This window comes from Tsuneonella amylolytica (assembly GCF_003626915.1).
In the GTDB taxonomy this organism is placed as follows: Bacteria; Pseudomonadota; Alphaproteobacteria; order Sphingomonadales; family Sphingomonadaceae; genus Tsuneonella; species Tsuneonella amylolytica.
On sequence record NZ_CP032570.1, the window covers coordinates 2,069,729 to 2,084,304 of the forward strand.

The 14,576-nt window shown below is 63.8% G+C and carries 8 protein-coding genes; 3 read left to right on the forward strand and 5 right to left on the reverse strand.

Going from position 1 to position 14,576, the window contains the following annotated elements; genetic code table 11:
- Positions 1-246: 246 nt before the first annotated feature.
- Together D4766_RS10160 and D4766_RS10165 are read right to left on the reverse strand one after the other, a co-directional pair.
- Positions 247-3,204: a TonB-dependent receptor domain-containing protein gene (locus D4766_RS10160; RefSeq protein ID WP_120717350.1), complete on the reverse strand. Its 2,958-nt coding sequence runs from the start codon at positions 3,202-3,204 to the stop codon at positions 247-249.
- Positions 3,205-3,247: 43 nt separating this feature from the next.
- Positions 3,248-4,639 (reverse strand): carboxylesterase/lipase family protein, encoded by a 1,392-nt coding sequence (locus tag D4766_RS10165; RefSeq protein ID WP_234024770.1) that lies wholly within the window; start codon positions 4,637-4,639, stop codon positions 3,248-3,250.
- A 194-nt stretch (positions 4,640-4,833) separates the two neighbouring features.
- On the opposite strand from D4766_RS10165, the gene D4766_RS10170 reads away from it, so the two are divergent.
- Positions 4,834-5,691: a TetR/AcrR family transcriptional regulator gene (locus tag D4766_RS10170; RefSeq protein ID WP_120717351.1), complete on the forward strand. Its 858-nt coding sequence runs from the start codon at positions 4,834-4,836 to the stop codon at positions 5,689-5,691.
- A 39-nt stretch (positions 5,692-5,730) separates the two neighbouring features.
- Here the strand turns inward: D4766_RS10170 and D4766_RS10175 are convergent, their stop codons facing one another.
- From D4766_RS10175 to D4766_RS10185, 3 genes are all read right to left on the reverse strand, one after another.
- Positions 5,731-6,327: a TetR/AcrR family transcriptional regulator gene (locus D4766_RS10175; RefSeq protein ID WP_120717352.1), complete on the reverse strand. Its 597-nt coding sequence runs from the start codon at positions 6,325-6,327 to the stop codon at positions 5,731-5,733.
- 121 nt (positions 6,328-6,448) lie between these two features.
- Complete coding sequence (locus tag D4766_RS10180) at positions 6,449-7,627, reverse strand: amidohydrolase family protein (protein ID WP_120717353.1); 1,179 nt, start codon at positions 7,625-7,627, stop codon at positions 6,449-6,451.
- A gap of 325 nt (positions 7,628-7,952) precedes the next feature.
- Positions 7,953-9,608 carry a carboxylesterase/lipase family protein gene (locus D4766_RS10185; RefSeq protein WP_120717354.1) on the reverse strand — a complete coding sequence of 552 codons (1,656 nt, stop codon included), beginning with the start codon at positions 9,606-9,608 and terminating at the stop codon, positions 7,953-7,955.
- Positions 9,609-9,769: 161 nt separating this feature from the next.
- On the opposite strand from D4766_RS10185, the gene D4766_RS10190 reads away from it, so the two are divergent.
- Both D4766_RS10190 and D4766_RS10195 read left to right on the forward strand, forming a co-directional pair.
- Positions 9,770-11,422, forward strand: coding sequence for a carboxylesterase/lipase family protein (locus tag D4766_RS10190; protein WP_234024771.1), 1,653 nt, complete (start codon positions 9,770-9,772; stop codon positions 11,420-11,422).
- Positions 11,423-11,547: 125 nt separating this feature from the next.
- A complete protein-coding gene (locus tag D4766_RS10195; RefSeq protein WP_120717356.1) occupies positions 11,548-14,520 on the forward strand; it encodes a TonB-dependent receptor domain-containing protein in 2,973 nt (990 codons plus the stop codon).
- Positions 14,521-14,576: the final 56 nt, after the last annotated feature.

Here is a 14,576-nt window from a genome sequence, read left to right on the forward strand (position 1 = left end):
TCACAGGTTCGAGTCCTGTAAGCGGCACCACCTACGGTCAAAATTGGGGCCGCACCCTTCGCCGCGGCTCTCGCCGCGAAGGCTTGCACCATTGCGCCTTCCCGTAGCCAGTTGGCGCGTAGAGCACCCCGTAGGATGCAGCCTCAGCATTCGAGCGAGCCTGTCGATGCTTCATCGCCACCAAGCTGCGCTCGGAAGCGCCGTCCGTGGCCCTGCCGGAAATACCCGACAGGGGCGGTCGACCCGTCAGAACCTGACTTTCGTTCCCAGCTTGAAGGTGCGACCGAGGGCGGACCCGATATACGGATCGTACCCGTACTCGAGGCGAGCGCCCGGCGGGTCCTCGTCGAAGATGTTCTCGACCCCGCCGGTGATCGTCGCGTCTATCCCGCCGAGCCGGACATCGACCGAAGCCAGAAGATCATGTTGCGTGAAGCTGCCGATCTTTCTGCCGAAATTCGTCCCGCCGAACTCGGTAACCGCGCATGGATCGATGACCGTCCCGTCGTCGCGGTAGCAGCGATTGTCCTTCACACCGTCGATGTAGCTGAAGTTGTAGGTGAGGGTCACCGGTTCGAAACCGAGGCTGGCGAACGCATTACCCCGCCATTTCGAAATCGTACCCGGAGCGCGGCCGAAGTTCGACAAGCCCGCCGCCTGATAGCCATCGCTGAATGTCAGCCCGTTGAACTCGAAGTCGCCGATGTCGTAGTCCATCACATAGGTCGCATTCGCCCCGAGATTGAAGTCCACCGGCCCGAACCGGTTGCGGTATGTCAGCGAGAAGTCGAGACCGCGGGTGGTCACATCGGGGCCATTCACGGTCTGCGTGCGGATTCGGGCGATGTCGCGCGCGATGGTCGTACCCTGCGTGCAGGCTCCCCCCTGGAGCGTGACGTACTGCAGGAATGGGCTGGCGCAATTGACGAGCTGCGTGCCCGAGGTTCCCGGCGCGATCGCATTGGCGATAGCCTGGAAGGGAAGGTCGGCAAATCGGCCGTCGAACTCGTACGTCCAGAAATCGACGCTTGCGGTAAAGCCGCCGGCCGTCACGATCGCACCGATGTTGTAAGTGAGGGCGGTTTCGGGATCGAGATCGGGATTGCCGCCTGAATCGGTCGCGCGATATTCGTTGTTGATCGCGTTGATGCCTGCAACCGCGCTCGCGCCCCCTGGTGACAGGTTTGCGGGCAATGGACCACGGAACGTCGTGCCGATCGACCCGCGCAGGGCGAGGAAGTCGGTCGCCTGGAGACGCGCCGACAGCTTGGGATTGATGGTCGACCCGACCGGATCGCCATAATCCTCGAACCGGATTGCGCCGACCAGTTCCAGTGCATCGAACGGGTTGACCTGGACTTCCGCGAAAAGGGCGTTGATGCCCTGGCTGAGGTCCGCGGTGGGGTACTGGCCGAGGAACGTGAAGGCGCCCACCGGTACGAGGTTGTCGGTCGGGCTGATCAGGCAACTGCGATCGCCATCCACCGCGCATGGATAGGCATCGGGATCGCTGAAGCGGTTGATCGGGCGGTTGGTGAAGTGGCTGTCGCGGTGCTGGCCGCCGAATGCGTAGCCGACATCCATGCCGAAAAGCTGGGTGTTGCCGCTGAAGACGAGGTCGACCGTCCATAGCTCCTCGATGCCGATCGCGCCGTTCTGTTGCCGGACCCAGTTTATCAGCTCGGGTGAATTCTCGCTGCCGGGCACATACGCCGGATTCGTGAGCCCGAGCGCAAGGTTTCCTTGCGACTGGCTGATGAAAGGGTTGTAGAACTGGCACCCGTTCGCCCCGGCGACGGTGCTTTGGCAGTTCGGCCCGCCGAAGCCGTTCAAGGCTCTTTGCAAGCGGTCGCTGACGAAATCGTACGAGAAGGCTTCCCGTCTGCTGCGCAGGAACATGCCGTTAAGGGAGGCGCGAAAATTAGGCGAGAAATCCTTCTCGAAGCCGGCGGAGACGCGCCAGGCGTCGTTGAAAGCGCCGCCTTCGCCGGCACCGCGCGGATCGAGCGGGTTGGAACTGCTGCCGAAGGGGCGCCACAGCACGACCACCGCGCGCGAAGAGAAGCGGTCCGGCGCGGACCCCGCTCCGAACGTCTGATTGATGAAAGTCTGGAAGTTGGGATTGCTGCGCGGCACGATGAACCGCGAACTGGTGCCGGGCCCGAGAACGCTCTGGGTCACGGGGTAACTGGGTGAATAGCCGAGCTCGGGCAGTTCCGTTCGGGAATACAGCGCGTCCGCGCGGAACCGGAGAGTATCCGACAGGTCCGTCGTAAGCTGCCCGAAGACCTGATAGCGATCCTCCTTCTCGATCAGGTTCACGAACGGAATGTAGGAAAACCGGCAGGAATTGAACGTGGAGATCGGCACGACGATACCGCCCAGCGCGTCACACGCCCCGAGGTTTTGACCGTCGATGCCGATGCCGAGCGCGGTGCCGGTCGCGGTTTGGGGAAGGTACACGCCCGGGTTGTTCAACGGAGACCATCCCGACGGGTTCACTTCGTAAGGAAGCTGGGTGAACGCGCGTTCGGTGGCGGGCAGTTCGGACCGGTGTTGATAGCCGGCACCGAACATGAGGTTGGTCGAACCCCAGGTCTTTCCCACCAGAATGCTGGCCTGGTAATTGTCGTCCGACCCGTTGACGAACTGCCAGTTGCCGGCCAGCTCGACCCCGTCGAGGTTGCGGCGAGTGATGAAATTGGCGACACCGGCGATGGCGTCGGAGCCATAGGTCGATGCCGCGCCGTCCTTCAGGACCTCGACCCGTTGCAGGGCGAACATGGGGATGAGGTTGGTGTCGACCGCGCCGTCGCCGGGCTCGGGAAAGAAACGCTGGCTATTGAACAGGACCAGCGTCCGCTCCCGCCCCAAACCCCGGAGGTTCAGCGAGCCGACGCCCTGGCTGCCGCCGGCCGCGTACTGGTTGCTGTCGCCCAGCGCGATCCCGACCGAGGGCAGGCTCTTGATGAATTCGAGCGGGCTGTCGATGCCGCGTTCGCTGAGCTCGTCGGTCGAAAAGACATCGACCGGCAACACGCCTTCTTCCGAAGTGCCGCGTATCAGCGTCCCGGTGACGACGATTTCCTCCACCGGAGCGGCGACCGGCGTTTCGGACGGGAGCGTGGCATCCTGCGCAAAGGCGGGGACTGCAAGGCAAGCCGGCGCGGTGAGGGCCGTCGCCAGCAAAAGAGTCTTTTTCATCGTTCCCTCCCAGGAAGTTGTTCGGTTTTTTCTCTTTGTGGGGTCATCCGCCTTGCGCTGGCGGTCCATCGGGTAATGCGCGGGCATCCATCCGTACGGGGCCAGGGCTTCGGAACTCGGCAGCAGTGCCGTCCGGACCGTACGGTTGCCATTCGAACCCGTCGGCACAGGTGAACGACCGCGCATCCGGCGGCATTTTCATGAAGGCCGTCCAACATCCGTTCATCGTCCGGGCCAAGGCGCGATCGACGGCATCCGCGTTCTTGCCGCCCCAGCTCGAACTGTCGATCGTGTCGAATGAAAACATCAGTTCGGCGGAATGGATCGGCCCGTCCTCCCATTCGCCAGTGCGAAACGCCGGGGTGTGGGCGAAGCGATAGAGCCATGCGGGGGCGCCGCTGTCGCCCGTCATCTCGGCGAGTTTGCGCGCGGCCACGAAACCGCGCTCTCCGCTGTTCGATCCTACCATCACCGGCACATCGGTTTCGTTGCCCGCAGTCAGCGCTTCGATGGTCGAGACAGGCTTGTACGCAGGATCCTTGACGAAGAACGTCCCGCGCATGAGCTCAGGGGTCGCGGCGAAGGTCTGGGCGGACACGGCACGCAGATCGTTGGCGCTGGCATCCGCACCAATTCCGATCTTCGCAAGGCCTTCCAGCGTCTTTGCTGTAGACGCTTCGGCACTCATGTCCGGCACGATCAATGCACCCGACTGAACGATCGCCTTGTCGAACAGGCCCTTCGCGGTAGGTAGTGAAAGAAGCCCGACGACGATCCCGCCGCCGGCCGACTGGCCGGCGATCGTCACGTTGTCGGGGTCACCGCCGAATGCGGCGATGTTCTTCCGAACCCACTCGAGCGCGGCTACCGCATCCTGCAGGGCATAATTGCCATGCGGCCCTTCGCCGAAGTCGATCGCCGGATGGTTGAAGTTGGCCATCGCCCCCAGGCGGTAGTTCACCGGAACCGTAATTACCCCGTTCGCCGCGTTGGCCATGCCTTCGTAACTGCCGAGGTGGCCGGCACCCAGAAAGAAGGCGCCGCCGTGAAACCAGACCATCACCGGCGCCTTCTTCACCGCCTTGGGCGTATAGACCTGCAGGTATAGACAGTCTTCGGATTGGGCGCCGTTGACGCCGCCGGGATTGGCCATCGTGAATCCCGGATCGACCGGCTGCGGGCAGGGGGGTTCGTAAGCCACTGCGGCGCGCACGCCCTTCCATGCGGGGACCGGCGCGGGGGCTCGCCAGCGCAAGTCACCGACCGGGGGCGCGGCGAACGGCACCCCGCGAAACACCAGCACGTCCCCGGTATCGTCTCCGCGAAGCGTGCCTGCGTCCGTTTTGATATCGACCGGGTTGATAGGCGGCGGCATCTGTGCCGCCACCGGTGCAGACAGTCCCGCCAAGGCAAGCGTCAGCCATCCCTTGCGCATCCGGCAATCCTCTTCCCGATTTCGTCGACGACTGCCTAACCTCTATTTTACACTCTCACAAGAACAAATGGTCATTCTGCATAGCTACCGGGCGCGAGTGAGCCGGTCCGTCGTTCGCGGAAGGGTATTTCATGAGTACCGTCCGTTGCGGGCGCACTGGTCAAGCCGGGCGCGTTCGCGCTAGCCTGTCCGCTATGGAGATGACCCGGGAAGAGTTGCACGAACTCGTGTGGAGCCAGCCGATCACGGCGGTTGCCGAGGAGATCGGGATGAGCGGCAACGGGCTCGCCAAGTTGTGCGACCGTCTCGACATTCCTCGCCCGCCCAGCAATCACTGGACACGGGCCAGCACCAAACGGGGCGAACCGGTCGCCTTGCCAGCCGCCCCGCGCGGCATGCGAGAGATGATCCGGATCGGCGAGCGTGGTAAGGCGGTGCAATCCAAGCCGCGGTTGCGCCTTGATCTGGAGACCAGACGTGCGCAGCTGCTCGAAGCCGCCGCCCGGATCGCGCTGGAACACGGTCTGGCCCATCTGACGATGAAGACCGTCGCCCGCGAGGTGGGGATCAGCGATGCGCAGGTTCATAACTGCTTCGGCGGGCGGACCGACCTGTTGGTGGCACTCGCCCGCCGCGAGATTGCCGCCATATCGGCCAGGCGCGGTGTGTCCTTGTTCCGTAGCAAGAACCGCCGCACGCGCATCGTGATCTCTACGATCAGCTACCTGCATGAAGCGGCGGAGCGAGGACCGCTGCTGCAACTGTTGCTGAGGAATTCCGACGTGAAGCGCGCGCTGCGTCCCGAGCGGGAGGCGAAGGCCGACAGTGCCCGCGAAGCGATCGTGCGGGGGCTGACGGAGCGTGGTGGACTGGGTCGGGACGTCGCCACGGCTTCTACGATCGCGCTTACGGCGATTTCCCTGCGCGCAGGGGGCATCGTCGCTGCCCGCCGGGCACCGTTCGAGATCGTGGAGCGGCTGTGCATCGCCCTGACGATGGCCGGGATCGACAGCGACGACCGGCTCGTCCGTTCGATGCGAGGTCCACGCTGATCCGGCGCGCGGCTCCGGCCTTGTGCGTGCAGTATCGTGCTAGTCGCGTACCCGCATGTCGTCGATGAGATCGCCTACCAAACGATCGAGAATGTCGTATGCGACAGGCTCGCCCAGCGTTCCGGCGCGGACCTGATCGGCGAGCGACTCTGGTACCGCAGACAGCAGTTCGACGAAGACCAGTGCCTCTCGAGGAGTGAACTGCAGCGGGGCTGCCACTTCGCTGGCGATGGACCGGAGCATCGCCCTGAAGGGCGCGATCGATTGCACCAGGGGCGAGTCGGCATTGCGTTCGCGCATGATGAAGTGAAGCACGGGTCCTTCCGCCACGAGATGGTCGAAATAGGCACGCGCTTGGGCAACCGCCCGGGCCAGGAGATCCCCTCTTCCGCCCGCAGCATCGAGTCGCTCTTTCAGGAGATCGAGCTGCCGCAAGCAAAGCTCGTCGAGAATTTGGCCGACGCTCTCGAAATAGACGTACACCAGTGCCCGGCTGGAGCCGATCGTGGCGGCGATCTCGTTCATGCCGAAGGTCAGCGATCGCTCGGTCAAAACGAGGTCGCGGACGGCGTCGACGATCTCGTCGATCCGGTCGTCGGCAGACAGCTTGCGGTTGCGCACGCGCGCCTGATCCACGCCGATCCCCTCCGTCCGGAATACCTTGCGCGTGCCTAGTGGTTATCGCGTCAGAAAAAAAGGGCGCGCTCCGGATACGGGGCGCGCCCAGTGTTGGCCTGGGAGAGGATCCTAGGCTGTTCTATTCGGCTGCGACCGCCATCCTGTCGGCATCGCGGAACATCATGAAATCGTAGTTTGCGCGGTAGAACATGTCCTTGGTATCCTCGTCGAAATCGGCGATGGATGCCTCGAACTTGCCCAGCGGATCGCGCGTTCCTTCGGGATGCGGGTAATCGCTCGAGAACATGTAGAGTTCGGGCGACGAGTCGCGGATCATGCGGCCCACATCCTCGTTCGGGAAGGGCGTGAAGCGCACCGCGCGGCGGATGTATTCCGACGGCATCAGGTCCATCGCCTGCAGGTAGGTGTCGGTCTTGTTGAACGAGTGCCAGCCGTGGTCGAGCATGCGGAGAAACTCGGGGACCCAGCCCGCCCCGCTTTCGATCACACCGCCGCGCAGATCGGGGAAGCGCTGGAACACTCCGTCATAGACCATCGCGGTGAGGAATTCCTGCGGTGCGTACCAGAGGCACACGAAGTCCGGAAAGCGGAGATTCTCGCCGCCGCCGTGGAGGTCCGCTGCGCGTTCGCGCCCGTTGTTCATGTACCCTTTCGGCTGGCGCTTCGTGCCCGGTCCGATGTGCAACATGAAAGGGATGCGATTGTCTTCGAGATACGACCAGAACGGGTCGTGATCGGGATGGCCGGGCGACCGGTCGCCGGCGGGAGAGGCCGACACCATCACCGCGCCCGCGCCCCGCTCCACCGCGAAGCGTGCTTCCTCGAGCGCCCGCACGGGATTGTCCATCGGGCAGAAGGCGACCGCGACCATGCGCGGATCGGCGTTGCAGAAATCGATCTGCGCGCAGTTGAGCGCGCGCGCCGCGGCGTAGGCCTGGTCTTCCGACTTTGCGCGACCGATCGCGGCAAGGCCGAAGGTGGGGAACACGAGCTGGCTGGTGAAGCCGAGCCAGTCGAGCGCTTCCACCCGCTCGTCCTTGTCGAACCCGCCGAAGCCGAGCCAGCCCTTGGCACCCTGGATCGGGTTTTCCGCAGCCTTTGCGCGCGCTTCGGGATCGGTCCGGCGCGCTTCGGCCAGCTCGATCATCTTGACGATGCGCTCGCCGCCTTCGCGCTTGGAGTACACGCCCGAATACACCTCCTTGAACTCGCCTTCGAGATAGGGAGCGAGCCAGTCTTGCGTTTCCATGGTGTGCGCATCGGCATCGTTCACGATGCGGCCGTTCACGTAGGTCATGTGCTGTTCTCCAATCCCGGTTCACTCGTCGATTGCGAACTTTCGAACTTATTTGAGTGTCTGTCAACTGAGTCGGGTGGGCAAGACCTTTCTCACCATGAGTAGGGCAATTGCCAAAACTGGTGCGATTGTCGCGGAGCTAAGGGCGCAGAGGGACAACGATCAAGTGGATCGCGCGCAGTCCTTCGAGGTCTTGCGACAACACACACGTTTAATTGTTCGCGGTGGCCGAAGCGTGGCGGAATGAGCTCGATCGACTCATCTCCACAGGGTGAAGTGCGAACCTGCCATCCCGCCGATTGTGACTAACGACGTAACGAAGGAATCAATCCGTCGCGCGGCCTTCGGCCAAAGCCTGCTGCAGCAGTTCACGCTCCTTCCGATCGGGATCGACGACCACCTTGGGCTCGATATCGAAGATCATCGTCGCCCGACTGGCTTGGGTATAGCGAGGCCATTGCGGCAATGCCGCCGTGTTCGGGTTGCCGGTTTTCGCAAAGGCTATCCAGGCGTCGGACATCAGGTCGGCCAAACGTTGCTGGTCCGGCCCGGACCCGGTGATCGACGTCGATCGCGCGACATTGTCGAATACGAACGCGATATCGAGCGCATGCGGCGTCTTGAGTCGGCCGCCTTCGACAGGCGTCTCCCAGTCGAGGCGGTACATATAGACCGGGGCGCGGTTCTGCGCGCTCTTGCGCTCCGCTTGCCGCAGGGCGGTACCACGATAATTCTGGAACGTAGCGGTTTGGAAAAAAATCTCGCTCGCGTCGGCTTGGGGGTGCGCGGCGCGCATCCCGCTGATGATCCGGTCGACATCGGCGTCGCCTACGACGGTCTTGAGTTTGGCGGGAAGCTGTTCCCAAGTCAGCGAGAAATTTCCGGGATCGGCGAGGCCTGCCTGAAGTCGCATCTCGGTCCGGTTGGTGCCGACGAGCAGCGGGATATCGGCGGACAAGGGGGTCGCGTCGGGCGCGAACGGTTGGCGTTTGAGCGAACTGCCATCGACCACGGGCCGGAAATAGGCCGCCCGTGTGCGCGATTTCATCAGTACGGCAACGTATTGATCGGTGGGGAGTGCCGCGAGGCCAGCGACATCCCCGGGCTCGAGGCCAGCCGTCTTGAATATGTCTGCGGTCAGGGCGTTCGCCAGGCGCGGTTCGAAGCCCGCCAGCGACATCGAACCCGATTGCGCGATCGCCCTGTCGAACAGGCCTTGTGCGCTTTCCATGGCCATGAGGGTGGACACTTTCGCCGCGCCGCCCGATTCGCCGAAAATGGTGACATTGTCCGGATCGCCGCCGATCGCGGCAGCATTGTCGCGCACCCATTCCAGCGCCTTGACCGCGTCGAGGCTGCCGAGGTTGCCGGAATGCGCGTACTTCGGATCCTTCGTCACGCCGCCGAGGTAGAGATAGCCGAAACCGTTGAGTCGGTGGTTGATGGTGACGACGACGACGTCGCCGCGCTGCGCCAACCGCGTGCCGTCATATCCGTTGCTGGAGCCGGACCCGGTGACATAGCCGCCACCGTGCAGCCAGACCATGATCGGACGCTTTTTCCCGTCGTTCATGCCGGGGGTCCACACGTTGAGGAACAGGCAATCCTCGCTGCGCGGCAGATCGTTCACCCATGACGCGAACACGGGCACTTCGCCGCTGGGGCGTTGCGGGCAGTCGGCCCCGAACCGGCTTGCGTCGCGCGGGGCCGTCCATGGAACGGGATCGGCGGCTTCCTGAAAGCGCGTTCCTTCGGTCGAGGCTCCGTAGCGCACGCCGCGGAAGATCATGATGTCGCCGGTTGCACTCGTGGTCCCGCGCACGGGCCCCAGCGTCGTGCCCAGTATCGGAGCGGTGTCCTCCAGGTTCGCAATCGTCTGCCGGGCCGGTTGGTCGACCGTGGCACAGCCGAAAAGAGCCAGGGCGGAAAGGCCAGCTCCCGCTTTGCCGAGTGCGCTGCGTAGTTCGGACGTTCTACCCATTTCCTGATCCTTCCCCTTGCGACGGCAATCGAAAGCCGTTCTGTCCACTAACCTCTAAAGCCGAATTTACCGACAGTCACGATTGTTTTAATCTGAAATCGAGCTTAGGCAGATGGCGGATCGGGCGATGAATCCCGGCCGCGCAACGGGAGAGACTGCCAATGGCAATGCCAATCACATCCAGCCGCCGACGTTTCCTGGGCGCCACCCTGATGGGGGGGATGCTCACCGCGGCAGGGCCGTTGCGCGCAGCGGATTTCTTTCCGGTAGTGGAAACGGCGGACGGGCGTCTTCGCGGGATGATGGCTGGCGGGATCGCCAAGTTCCTGGGTGTCCGCTACGGTGCGCCCACTTCCGGCAGCAATCGCTTCATGCCCCCGCAACCGGTCCAGAAATGGGCCGGCGTGCGCGACGCGCTCAAATATTCCGATTCCGCGCCCCAGGTGCCGGGCGATCGACGTCACGATTATGCCGACCTGATCATGTTCGAAAACCAGCCGGCGGGTCCTGGCGAGGACAACCTGGCGCTGAACCTATGGTCGCCGGCGCTGTCGGCATCCGCGAAGAAGCCGGTCATCGTCGTTCTGCACGGTGGCGGCTTCTACGGCGGGTCGGGTAATGCGATCGGGATGGATGGAGAGGCGATGGCTCGCTTTTCCGACAGCGTGGTCATATCCGTCACGCATCGCCTGGGAGCGTTGGGCTTTCTGCATCTGGCCGAGTTTGCCGACGATCGCTTCGCGTCGTCCGGCACCGTCGGAATGCAGGACATCGTCGCCGCGCTTGCATGGGTAAGAACCAATGTACAGGCCTTCGGAGGCGATCCGTCGCGCGTGCTTGTCTACGGGCAGTCGGGCGGGGGCGCCAAGACCAGCACGCTGATGGCCATGCCGAGTGCGAAGGGCTTGTTTCACCGCGCCGGGGTCATGAGCGGATCGGCGCTCCGTATGATGCCCCGGGAAATTGCGTCTGCGAATGCCTCTCGTCTGCTTTCGGCGCTCGGCATTGCCAAAGGCGACGTGAAAGCGTTGCAGGCGGTACCCTGGACCACGCTACTGGAAACGCAGGCTACGCTGGAAGCCGCCGCACGAGCGAAGGGCGAAGCGCCCAGTTCCTTCGCTCCTGTGGTCGACGGATCCGTCCTGCCGCGCCATCCCTTCTCGCCCGGCGCGCCCGAGGTAAGCCGCGACGTGCCGCTCATCGTGTCGACCGCGCTGGACGAACGATCCTATCGTATGGCCAATTTTGCGATGACCGAAGATCAGTTGCTGGCCTTCGCCCGAGAGCGGGCCGGCGATCGGGCGCAGGAGGTGGTCGACATGTACCGCGCCGAGAGCCCGCAGGAGAAGCCGTTCCTGCTGGCGGCGCGGATGGACAGCGACATCTGGTTCCGCAAGAGCGCGTTCGCGCAGGCGGAACTGAAAGCACGGCAGGGCGGCGGGAAGGTCTGGTCCTATCTCTGGACCTGGCCCAGCCCGGCCTATGGCGGGCGCTTTGGGGCCGTTCACGGGATCGACGTTGCCCCCAGTCTGCACAGCGTGCGCGGGGCGTTGAACGGGCCTAGCGCGCAGAGCGTCGCCATGGCGGACCGCATCGCCGCAAGCTGGGCCGCGTTTGCGGCCTCTGGCGATCCGAACAACGAATACCTGCCCGACTGGCCGGCTTACGAGCCGACAAAACGAGCGACGATGATCCTGTCGCAAGAACCCGAGGTCGTGAACGATCCGCGCGCCCAGTTCCGCGAGGTCTGGGCGACAATAGGTGCGACGCGGCCCGTAACCGGCTCGAGCGCGAGCGCCGATCAGGACGGATGACCGCCGGGGCGGACATGCTCTCGACCGCATGATCCGACTTGTCGCGAAAAACAGACAATCCCGACTTCCGAATACGGGGTGATGGGAACGAAAAACCGTAGAAAGCGGCTAATGGGAGAGTTAAAATGCGCACCACACGCTGGGTAGCCTTGTCCGGTGTCAGTCTCGCCTTGCTGGCAATGCCCGTCCACGCGCAGCAGGTCTTGCCGCAGCCGGTCGATGACGGCGTGGAACTGGAAGACCCGACCGCCCCCATCGTGGGCGAACCGATCGTGGTAACCGGGTCTCGTATCGTGCGGCGCGATTACACCGCCGAAAGCCCCATCACGACGGTCGACGAGGAATTCATCCAGAATGCGGGGCCCGCGACGCTGGAACAATCCCTGAACGCGCTGCCGCAGTTTCAGGCGACTCAAGGGTCACAGACGAGCGCGATCGCTGGCGGTTCGGGCGGCCGTGCCAATGCCAACCTTCGTGGACTGGGTTCGGAAAGGACCCTGATCCTGTTCGACGGTCGCCGACTGCAGCCTTCGGACACGTCGGGCGCGATCGACCTGAATACCGTGCCTTCCGCACTGATCTCGTCGGTCGAGGTCATCACCGGGGGTGCGTCTGCCGTTTATGGATCGGATGCGATTGCCGGGGTGGTGAACTTCAAGTTCGACAACCGGTTCCGCGGCCTCGAACTGGAAGGAGACGTCGGCATTTCCGGGATGGGCGATGCGGCGACCTACAGCGCGGCTGCCACCTACGGAGGCAGCCTGGCCGACGATCGTGCGCGGGTTTTCGTTTCCGGATCCTATCTGGAACGGGACACCGCATCGCAGAATTCGCGCGCCTTCTTCGACAACCAGGACGGTACGTCGTCCCCGACCAGCGGGCTCATCATCCAGTCCGGCAGCAATCCGTTCGGTTTCGGCCGCGCATCCAGCGTTGCCGCTTTCCGCAATCTGTTCACGAATACCTACGGGACCGCGATCCCCGGCGTGTCCAGCAGCTACGCGGTGAACTCCGACGGCACGATCATCGGTCGCGACGGAGGGCTGAACCTGCGCGACACCGCGACGACCGGATACATCGTGGCGGACGGCGTCGTGCGGCAACGGTCGCTCAGCGATTCCACGGTCCAGTTGCCCATCAAGCGCTATACGGCTTTCGCGCGCGGCGAATTCGACGTGACCAGCACGATCACCGCTTACGCACAAGTGAACTACGCGACGTACAAGGCACGTCAGCAGTCGGCTTCCGGCGTGCTCCAGTCCGTCGTCGCCCCGATCCAGATCCCTGTATCGAACCCGTTCATCACCCCCGATCTGCGCATCCTGCTCAACGCGCGGCCCATCCCGACGGCACCGATTTCCTATTACTTCACCGGCACGCGGATCGGCAGGCTCGAGGTCGAGGAGGATTACGACGTCTATCAGGGATTGGTGGGCTTCCGCGGTTCCCTGGGCGATAACTTGCAGTTCGACCTTTACGCGACACACGGCCGGACGCGGAGCGATTCCACCACCTTCAACCAGATCAGCCGGTCCCGTTTCAACCAGGTCGTGTCCGCGCCCGACGGCGGGGCGAGCCTGTGCGCCGGTGGCTACGATCCGTTCGGTTTCGCGCGCGCCTCGCAGGCTTGTTCGGATTACCTGACCTTCGACACCGTCGACACGTCCATTTTCGAACAGACCGTGGTGCAGGGCAACCTGACGGGTTCGCTTTTCGCCCTGCCGGCCGGCACGGTGGGCTTCGCGGTCGGCGCCGAATACCGAAGGAACGCGTACGAGGCCAGGATCGACCCGCGTCGCAGCCCGACGCCGACGTCGGTCCCCGGGGTGACGACGTCTCCCGAGGCGCTCGGCACGTCGGGTGCCTTTTCGTCCGGCGGCGACGTCTCCGTGGCCGAAATCTACGGCGAATTGCTCGTGCCCATCTTCGACGGGTTCGAAGCCAACCTGGCTTACCGCTATTCCGATTACGACACGATCGGCGGCGTGCACACTTACAAGGCCGGTGCCAACTGGACGCCTCTCGACGGCTTCACGCTGCGCGGCGGGTATTCCCGCGCCATCCGCGCGCCTAGCCTGGGCAACCTTTACTCTCCGCGTGCCGGAGCGATCGGCATCATCGGGCGTGCGAGTGCCGGCGGAGGCGATCCGTGCGACGTGACGGGCGCGGCGCGGAGCGGCCAGGTCAGCGGAGTCGATCCCGCCCGGGTCCGCGCGTTGTGCATCGCCCAGGGGGTCCCCCTGGCCCTGGTGGACGGATACACGTACTCCGGTAGCGCAAATGCGGCGTTCCGCATCGGCAACCCCGATCTGCAGGAGGAGACGGCCGACAGTTACACCATCGGTGCCGTTCTGCAGCCCGCCTTCATGTCCGGCGTCTTCGACCAGTTTTCGAGCTCGATCGACTACTACAACATCAAGGTTGACGACGCGATCGGCTACCTGACCAGCCCGATCGCGCTCAACCAGTGCTTCAACTTCAGCGGACAGAACCCCAACTATGATCCCGGCAACGCCAATTGCCGGCTGATCACCCGCGACGCATCGGGCCTGCTTGCGGAGATCGCAGAACCGCTGTTCAACCTTGCGAGCTATCAAACGTCCGGCATCGACTTCCAGCTCGACGCGTCGATCCGACTGGGGCGCGGGGCGCGCGTATTCCTCAACAGTGCCGTGACATACGTGATCGACTACAAGATCCAGTCCACCGCAAGCGATCCGGTGTTCGATTATGCGGGAACGGTCGGAAACACGCAGATCGACGGGTTCTCATCGACCCATCCGGCGTGGAAGCATGTCACGACGCTGGGACTGGCGAGCGACACGGGATCGTTGTCGCTGAGGTGGCGGTACATCGGCGAACAGGAAAATTCGACGATCGTGACCGATCCCGCGACCACGGCCACAGGCGTCCCGGCGGTCAGTTATTTCGATCTGGTCGGTCGCCTGATCGTGGACGACAGCTTCGAATTTCGGGCCGGGGTGAACAACCTGTTCGACAAGCAGCCCCCCGAATTCGGCGGTCGCTCGGTTACGCCCACTTCGGCGTACGACGTTATCGGACGCCGTTTCTTCATCGGTGCCACCGCGCGGTTCTAAACGCTTCGCACGGTTCGAGATCGAAGCTAACAGGCAGGTGAAGCCGGCCCGCGCTT